General features: G+C 77.5%; 6 protein-coding genes and 1 pseudogene. 6 read left to right on the plus strand and 1 reads right to left on the minus strand.

Annotated features, from left to right (window positions below):
- Window positions 1–5 precede the first annotated feature (5 nt).
- Genes ABZV78_RS21150 through ABZV78_RS21165 form a run of 4 tightly spaced genes read left to right on the plus strand, consistent with a single transcriptional unit; the run spans window position 6 to window position 5,375 of the window.
- The gene (locus tag ABZV78_RS21150) at window positions 6–1,013 is read left to right on the plus strand and encodes a cytochrome d ubiquinol oxidase subunit II (protein WP_355640966.1); all 1,008 of its coding nucleotides are present in this window, start codon (window positions 6–8) and stop codon (window positions 1,011–1,013) included.
- Window positions 1,010–2,686, plus strand: coding sequence for a thiol reductant ABC exporter subunit CydD (gene cydD, locus ABZV78_RS21155; protein WP_355640968.1), 1,677 nt, complete (start codon window positions 1,010–1,012; stop codon window positions 2,684–2,686). Before ABZV78_RS21150 ends, cydD begins: the two co-directional genes overlap by 4 nt.
- A complete protein-coding gene (cydC, locus tag ABZV78_RS21160; RefSeq protein ID WP_355640970.1) occupies window positions 2,683–4,626 on the plus strand; it encodes a thiol reductant ABC exporter subunit CydC in 1,944 nt (647 codons plus the stop codon). Before cydD ends, cydC begins: the two co-directional genes overlap by 4 nt.
- Window positions 4,627–4,685: 59 nt before the next feature.
- On the plus strand, window positions 4,686–5,375 hold the full coding sequence (locus ABZV78_RS21165) for a permease prefix domain 1-containing protein (protein WP_355640972.1): 690 nt from the start codon (window positions 4,686–4,688) through the stop codon (window positions 5,373–5,375).
- A gap of 46 nt (window positions 5,376–5,421) precedes the next feature.
- Here the strand turns inward: ABZV78_RS21165 and ABZV78_RS21170 are convergent, their stop codons facing one another.
- Window positions 5,422–5,763, minus strand: a complete 342-nt coding sequence (locus ABZV78_RS21170) for a helix-turn-helix transcriptional regulator (protein ID WP_355640974.1) — start codon at window positions 5,761–5,763, stop codon at window positions 5,422–5,424.
- Window positions 5,764–5,910: 147 nt separating this feature from the next.
- Between ABZV78_RS21170 and ABZV78_RS21175 the strand changes: the two genes are divergently transcribed.
- Both ABZV78_RS21175 and ABZV78_RS21180 read left to right on the plus strand, forming a co-directional pair.
- Window positions 5,911–6,873, plus strand: coding sequence for a DNA primase (locus tag ABZV78_RS21175; protein ID WP_355640976.1), 963 nt, complete (start codon window positions 5,911–5,913; stop codon window positions 6,871–6,873).
- Window positions 6,874–6,913: 40 nt separating this feature from the next.
- Window positions 6,914–8,259: pseudogene (locus ABZV78_RS21180) on the plus strand (transposase); the annotation flags it as partial.

The raw sequence follows: 8,259 nt of genomic DNA on the forward strand, positions 1-8,259 counted from the left end.
CCGCCGTGGAACTCGCCTGGTACGCCCTGCTCGGCCTCTTCTTCGCCACCTACCTCGTGCTCGGCGGCTACGACTACGGCGTCGGGCTGTTGCTCGGCCGAGGCGCCACGCCCGAGACCCGCCGGGCCGCGCTGAACGCGGTCGGGCCGTTCTTCCTCGGCAACGAGGTCTGGCTGGTGGCCGCAGTCGGCATCCTGTTCGGCGCCTTCCCCACCCTGGAGGGCGAGCTGCTCTCCGGCTGCTACCCGGCCGTGCTCGGTGCGCTGGCCGGAGTGGTGCTGGTGACGGCCGGGGTGCAACTGCGCAGCCGGCCGCGTTCCGCCGCCGCACGCGCCGGCTGGGACCGGGTGGTGGTGGCCGGCAGCGTGCTCGCCGCGCTCGGCTGGGGCGCGCTGCTCGGCGCGCTGCTCCAGGGCGTGCCGCCGGCCGGCGACGGGCACGTGGCCGGGGTCGGCCACCTGGTCACCCCGTTCGTGGCCGCCGCCGCGCTGGCGCTGCTCGCGCTGGTCGCCGTGCAGGGTGCGACGTTCCTCACGCTTCGGCTGCCGGCCGCCGACCTGCCGTCGGTCGCCCGGCTGTCCCGCGGCCTGGTGCCGGTGGCGCTCACCGCGGTCGCCACCGCCACCGCCCTGGGCCTGCTCTCCGATCGGGTACGCGCCGCCGTGGCGCGCCCGGCGGTCGCCGTACTGCTGCCGTTGGCGCTGGTGGCGGCCCTGCTGGTGGCCCACGCGGCGCTGGGCCGGGGCCGGGCCGGGGTGGCCTTCGCGGCGACCAGCGCGGCGCTGGTCCTGCCGGTGCCGCTGGTCGGGGCGGCGCTCTGGCCCCGGGTGCTGGTCTCCACCGTCGACCCGGCGGCCTCCCTGACCGTGGCCGACGCGGCCGCGAGCGGGCCGACGCTGGCGCTGCTGGGCTGGCTCGCGCTGCCGCTCCTGCCGGCCCTACTAGGCTTTCAGGCGATGTGCTGGTGGGTGTTCCGGGGACGGACCGACGGCAGGGCACCGGTGTACTGGTGAACCGCCGCCCGTTCGACCCGCGGCTGCTGCGCCGGGTCCCCGCGGCCCGGCGCGACCTCGCCGTGCTCGCGGTGCTGGGCGGGCTGACCGCGCTGCTCGTGGTCGCGCAGGCCACCGCGCTGGCCACCCTGCTGGCCACCGCGATCGACGGGCGGCTGCACCGGCCCGCGCTGGCCGGTTTCGTGGCGGCGGTCGCGGCCCGGGCGCTGGTGAGCTGGGCGCAGGGCACCGTGGCGGCCCGGGCGGCGGCCACGGTCAAGGCCGCCCTCCGCGCCGACCTGCTGCGCGCGGTCGGCCGGCACGGCCCCACCTGGGTCGCCGGCCGGCGGGCCGGGCAGCTCGCCACCCTCGCCGGGCGCGGCCTGGACGCGCTCGACCCCTACTTCACCGGCTACCTGCCGCAGCTCGTGCTGAGCGTGACCGTGCCGCTGGCCGTGCTGGCCCGGATCGTGCTCGCCGACTGGAGCTCGGCGCTGATCATCGCGCTGACCATCCCGCTCATCCCGATCTTCGGGGCGCTGCTCGGCTGGCAGGCGCAGGCCGCCACCGAGCGGCAGTGGCGGCGGCTGTCGCTGCTCGGCGGGCACTTCCTCGACATGGTGGCCGGGCTGCCCACGCTGCGCGCGTTCGGCCGGGCCCGCGCCCAGGTGAACGTGGTGCGCCGGATGGCCGACGGGCACCGCCAGGCCACCATGAAGACGCTACGCATCGCTTTCCTGTCGGCGCTGGTCCTCGAACTGGTCGCCACCCTCTCGGTGGCGCTGGTCGCCGTGCCGGTCGGCATCCGGCTGCTCGGCGGCGGGATCACCCTCTCCACCGCGCTGCTGGTGCTGCTGCTCACCCCGGAGGCGTACCTGCCGCTGCGGGCGGCGGGCAGCCGGTTCCACGCCAGCATGGAGGGGCTGACCGCGCTGGACGAGGCGCTCACCCTCTCCGCGGCGCCGGAGGCGGCCGGCCCGGGAGGCGCCCGGCCGGCGCCGGGCGGCCGGGGCGAGATCCGCTTCGAGGGCGTGACCGTCGCGTACGAGCGGACCACGGCGTTGCGGGACGTCACGCTCACCATCCGCCCCGGCGAGCGGGTCGCCGTCATCGGCCCCAGCGGTGCGGGCAAGAGCACCCTGCTCGCCCTGCTGCTCGGCTTCGTCACCCCGACCGCCGGCCGGGTCACCGTCGACGGCGTGGACCTGGCCGGGGTCGACCTCGACGCCTGGCGGCGCGAGCTGGCCTGGGTGCCGCAGCGGGCCCACCTCTTCGCCGGCTCGCTCGCCGACAACATCCGCCTCGGCGCTCCCGACACGCCGGACGCCGCGCTGGCCGGCGCGGTCACCGACGCCGCGCTGGACGAGGTGGTCGCCGCCCTGCCCGACGGGCTCGGCACCGCGCTGGGCGAGCGCGGGCACGGCCTGTCCAGCGGGCAGCGACAGCGGGTCGCGCTGGCCCGGGCGTTCCTCCGGGACGCCCCGCTGGTGCTCCTCGACGAACCGACCGCCCGGCTGGACAGCGCCAGCGAGGCGGTCGTGCTGGCGGCCACCCGGCGGCTGGTCGCCGGGCGTACCGCGCTGCTGGTCGCGCACCGGCCCGCGCTGCTGGAGGACGCCGACCGGATCCTCCGCGTCGAGGACGGCCGGGTCACCGAGCTGGGCCCGGTGCCGGCCGGGAAGGTGACGCCATGACCGACGTCCCGAGCGTCCCGGAGCGCCCCGACGGGCCGGACCAGCCGGTGCGGGCGGTCCCGGGCGGGGTCGCCCGGGACGGGGTCACCCCGGCCGGCCGGGATCCGGGCGCGCCGGTCGCCGCCGAGATGAACCCGGCCGAACTGCTGCCGGGCGGCCCGGCCCCGACCGTCGCCGCCCCGCCGGCCGGTGTCCGGGGCGGCGCGAGCGCCGAGCGGGCGGTGCTGCGGCTGGCCCGGCCCTACCTGGGCCGCCTGCTCGGCGCCGGGTTGCTCGCCGCGGCCACCGAGTTCGCCGGGCTGGCCCTGATGGCCACCGCCACCTGGCTGCTGATGAGCGCCGCCGGCCGGCCACCGCTGGACCGGCTGACCGTGGCGATCGTCGCGGTGCGCGCGCTCGCGGTCAGCCGGGGCGTGTTCCGCTACTCCGAACGGCTCGCCGGGCACGACGCCGTGCTCCGCATGATCACCGACGTCCGGGCCCGGGTCTTCGCCACCCTGACCGCCCGGCGGGACGCCGCCACCCAGCGCACCGGCGACGCGCTGAGCCGGCTGGTCTCCGATGTGGAGGCCGTGCAGGACCTGCTGCTGCGGGTGCTGGTGCCGGGGGCGGCGGCCGCCCTGGTGAGCCTGCTCGCCGTCGGGAGCGCCGCGCTGATCTCGCCGCCCACCGCGGGCGTGCTCGCCCTCGGGCTGCTGGTGGCCGGGGTGGCGCTGCCCGTGCTGGCCGCCGGGCTGACCCGGCGGGCCGCCGACGAGGTGGCCCCGCTGCGCGGGGCGCTCGCGGTGGACGCGGTCGACCTGACCCACGGCGCCGCCGACCTGGCCGCCTTCGGGGCGACCGGCACGGCGCTGGCCGCCGCCGAGGCCCGGGGCGGTCGCCTGGCCCGGCTGGAGCGCCGGCTCGCCGCGACGGGTTTCGCGGTGGACGCCGCTGGGGTGCTGGTCGGCGGGCTCACCGCCGCCGCCGTGGTGGTCGTGGCGCTGCGCGCCGGCGTCGGCGGGGTGCTGGTCGGCGTCCTGGCGGTGGGCACGCTGGCCGCCGTCGAGGTGACGCTCGCCCTGGTCGGGGCGGCCCGGCAGCGCACCCAGCTCCGCGCCGGCCTGGCCCGGGTGGCCGACCTGCTCACCGACGCCGGGGAGGCGGCGCCCGCCGCCCCCGCCGGACCGGCGCCGGGCGGGCACGGCGTCCGGTTCGAGAACGTGACCGTCCGGTACCGCGCGGGCGCGGCGCCCGCCCTGGCCGGGGTCGACCTGGACCTACCGGCCGGCCGGCGGGTGGCCGTGGTCGGGCCGAGCGGCGCCGGCAAGAGCACCCTGGCCGCCGTGCTCACCGGCGCGGTACGCCCCGACGCCGGCCGGGTCACCGTCGACGGCGTGGACGTGGCCGACCACCCGGCCGAGGAGCTGCCCCGGGTGGTCGGCGGCCTGCTCGCCGAGGCGTACGTCTTCCACGCCACGGTCCGGGAGAACCTGCTGCTCGGGCGGCCCCGCGCCGACGAGGCCGAGTTGACCGCCGCCACCCGGGCGGCCGGCCTGCTGGACTGGGTACGCGCCCAGCCGGAGGGCTGGGACACCGTGGTCGGCGAGCAGGGCGGGCAACTCTCCGGCGGGCAGCGGCAGCGCCTCGCGCTGGCCCGGGCGCTGCTGGCCGCCCCGCCCGTGCTGGTGCTGGACGAACCGACCGAGGGGCTCGACCCGTCGGCCGCGGACGCGGTGCTCGCCTCGGCGCTGGCCACCACCCCGGCCGGGCACTCGGTGCTGCTGATCAGTCACCGGCTCAGCGGCCTCGCCGGACTGGACGAGATCGTGGTGCTCGACGCGGGCCGGGTGGTGCAGCGCGGCCGCCACGAGGAGCTGGTGGCCCGGCCGGGCTGGTACCGGGAGCAGTGGCTGCTCCAGGAGGCGGCCGAGCGCGGCTACCTGGCCCTGGCCCCCTGACCGCCTTTCCGGGGTTTTCCCCGACGCGGGCGGCCGCCCCGCGGTGGCAGGGTGGTCCCATGCGGGGGTACGAGGAGATCCGCGTCGACGAGCGGCTGCGCGAGCTGGCCGGGCAGCTGCACGGGCCGGCCCGGCTCAAGGCGGACCTGCTGACCGAGGCGCGGCACGCGCTGGAGGACGCCGTCGAGGCGTACCGGGAGGAGGGCCTGCCGGTCGCGGAGGCGGAGCGGCGGGCGGTGGCCGAGTTCGGCACTCCGGCCCAGCTCGCGCCCGGCTACCAGGCCGAGCTGGCCGCCGGGGCGCTGCGCCGGCTGGCGCTGCGGGCGCTGGCGGTGGCGGCGGTGCTGATGGTCGGCGGCGACCTGACCTGGCGGGGGTCGAGCTGGAGCGACGGCCCGCGCCCGCCGGAGGGCTACCTGCTGCTCTCCGCGTCGCTGCACGGGATCTGGGGCGTGGTCGCCGGGCTGGCCCTGGCCGCTCTGCTGCTGGGCGTGTTCGCCGCGCGGCACGGGTCGCCCCGGTTCGGCGGGCTGGCCCGCGCGGTGGGCTACGGGCTGACCGGTGGCCTGGCGCTCGGCGCGCTTGCCGGCAGCGCCCTGTTCGGCTGGTCGGTCCAGCTGTGGGACGCGGCGTTGACCTGGCCTCCGATGATCATCGGGGCGGTGCTGGTCGGCGCGGGCTGGTTCGCGCTGGCCCGGGCCGCCCGCTGCTGGCTGCGGACCACCCTCGGGCCCCGCGTCGCCGCCTGACGGCCGGCGTCCTGCTGACGGCGGCGGTCCGCCGACGGTGGTGGGCTCAGGCCGGGGTGGCGGGCGGCTCGTCGGCGCCGAGGAAGCGGCCCACGGTGGCGCTGAATTCGCGCCATCCCGCGCGCTCCCCGGCGAGCGCCCGGCCGCCGGCCTCGGTGAGCTGGTAGGTGCGCCGCTCCCGGCCGTTGACGGTGCTCCAGGCGCTGGCCACGTAGCCGGCCCGTTCCAGCCGGCGCAGCGCCGGATAGATGGTGCCGGTGGGCAGGTCGAGGGTGCCGCCGCTGCGGGCCCGGAGCGCCTCGATGATCGCGTAGCCGTGCAGGGCGCCCTGCTCCAGCACCGCGAGCAGCAGCGCGTCCAGGTGTCCGTGCAGCGCCTGGGCCTTCATGTGTAGCAAGACTACTTGTCCGCGGGTCGGGACGCCACCGGGGTGCGCCTCCCGGCCGTGGCGGGACGCCCACTAGGGTATGTGCGCAGAGTCACTCGGCGACCGAGCGTCGCCGCGTGGGCAACCCGACAGCACACGGAGGTCAGCGTGGCCCGCCAGTCGCCCCAACGGCCCGACGCCGACGAGCCCGAGCTCGACGACACCACCTCGTCGGAGGAAGCAGACGAGGTCGAGGCCGACCGCCCGGCGGCGGACCGCGCGCTCTGGGACGAGCTGCGGATCGACCCGGTGGAGATCGCCCTGCCCGCCGGCACCGGCTTCACGCTGCGGGCCTACCGGCCGGCGCGGGAGCTGACCCCGACCGACGTCGCCGAGCGCGACCAGGACGACCCCTTCCTGGCCCGTCGCCAGGTCGTCGAGACCGAGGATGACGAGGAGGTGGTGATCCTCGACGAGGAGTTCGCCGCCCTCTCCGCCGAGAAGGACGAGGACGAGGCCGACGAGGAGCGGGCCGGGCGCCGCCGGCGCGGCAAGGCCGAGGCGGCCGCGGACGAGGACGCCGACGAAGCCGACGAGGACGAGGCCGACGAGGACGAGGACGAGGCGGAGGCCGCCGCGGGCGACGAGGAGGTGCCCGTCTTCCTCACCCACCGCGGCAAGCTGCTGCTGTTCAAGACCCCGGAGTCGCTGGTCAGTTTCATCCGTTCCGGTGCGCCCAACGACCTGTCTCAACTGGACAGCTGGAATGAACTGTCCGAACGGGTGGAACCGGCCGACATCGCCCCGCTGGACGAGGACACCTACGAGCTCGACCTCGTGGTGGAGAACCTCCGCGGCGGCCACGACGCGTGGGACCCCACGCTGTTGATCGAAGCCGGTGAGATCGCTCGTGACCTGTCGTACGCGCTGCGGCTACCGGCCGTGCTCGACATGCTCTCCGCCGGCTCCAGCCTGGATGACCTGGACGAGGCGCTGCGCGCTTCTGTCAACGGCGGAATCGGTGGATTCCTGGGCCGGCGCCGGCTGAAGAAAATCGGGGCACAAACCGCAAGTTTGGGTTGGCGCACCATTGTCGGCAAGATCTCTGCTGTTGTGGACTGGCGCGACTGACCCGGAGCGGGGAGCATCAGTCTCTGGCAGAACTAGACCTGTGTCCCGGGAGGAGGACGACGCCGTGGCGCTCGTGCGCGTGTACTGCGGTCTGGCCTCGGCGGATTCGGCCGACCGGTCGGCTTCGGCCGGATCGACGCTGACGTCCGCTGTGGTCGACGACGCAGGCCGTCTGCTGCATGTCTGCGAGATCGGCGACGACCCGGCGGGCTACGCCCAGCTGGTCGCGCTGCTCGTGGAGCGGTCGGGCGGGCCGAGCGGTGCGGCCATCGCGGCCGACAGCGACGACCACATGGTCACCTCGCTGCTCAGCGCGGCGGGTCGGCCACTGGCGATCGCGGACGACGACTCGGTCGACGACTTCGCCGAGCGCTTCGCCGACGACGACTCGCTGGAGGAGATGCAGTCCCCGCCGGCCGAGCGTCGGGCGGTCGGGCTGGCCCGGGCCCTCCAGGCCGGCGCGCTCTCCGCGGTGACCCTCCCGGCGCCGCGCGACCTCGCCAACTACAAGCAGGTCCTCGCCGCGCACGCCGCACTGGCCAGCGGCCGGCACTCCGCCGCGGTGGCGCTGCGCGAGGTGCTGCGCGAGCTCTACCCGGCCGCGCTGCGCGCGTATCCCGATCCGGCCGAGCCGGTTTCCCTGGCCGTCCTCGACGCGCTGCCCGAACCGGGCATGCTCGCCGGCACGGTGGCCCGGGGCCGCGAGGTCGCGGTGGCGGCGGACGCCGTCGCCGCACACCTGGCCGCCGAGGGCGTGGCGGACGCCGACACCATCGACGACGCGGTGACCGCGCTGCGGGTCGCCATCTCCGAGACGCCCCGGCGGGCCACCGTCAACCGGGCGCTCACCGCCGCCGTGGCCGAGACCGTGCGGCAGGCGGTCGCCTCCGTCCGGGCCTGTGACGCCGGCTGCGACGCGCTGGTCGGCGCGCTCAGCGCTCGGGTCACCACGCCCGCTCCGGTGCCCGGCCGCCGGGCCGCGGCCCGCCGCGGCGAGCAGGTCGATGAGCTGATCCCGGCGGCCCCCGCCGGGCTGCGCCCGGTGCGCCCGGCCGAGCCCGAGCCGCTCCCGGAACAGGCCGCCCGGCGCGAGCCGGTGCCGGGGTTGCAGGAGCAGGTCGCCCGGCGCAGCCGTCCCGAGCCGGCCTCCGGGCTGCAGGAGCAGGTCGCTCGGCGCAGCCGTCCCGAGCCGGCCCCCGGGCTGCAGGAGCAGGTCGCTCGGCGCAGCCGTCCCGAGCCGGCCTCCGGGCTGCAGGAGCAGGTCGCTCGGCGCAGCCGTCCCGAGCCGGCCTCCGGGCTGGTGGGTCGGCGCAGCCGTCCCGAGCCGGTCTCCGGTCCGGCCGCCCCGGCCACGCCCCGGCCGCTCGGCCCGCCGCCGGTGGCCCC

This window comes from Micromonospora sp. NPDC004540 (assembly GCF_040610095.1).
Classification (GTDB): Bacteria; Actinomycetota; Actinomycetes; order Mycobacteriales; family Micromonosporaceae; genus Micromonospora.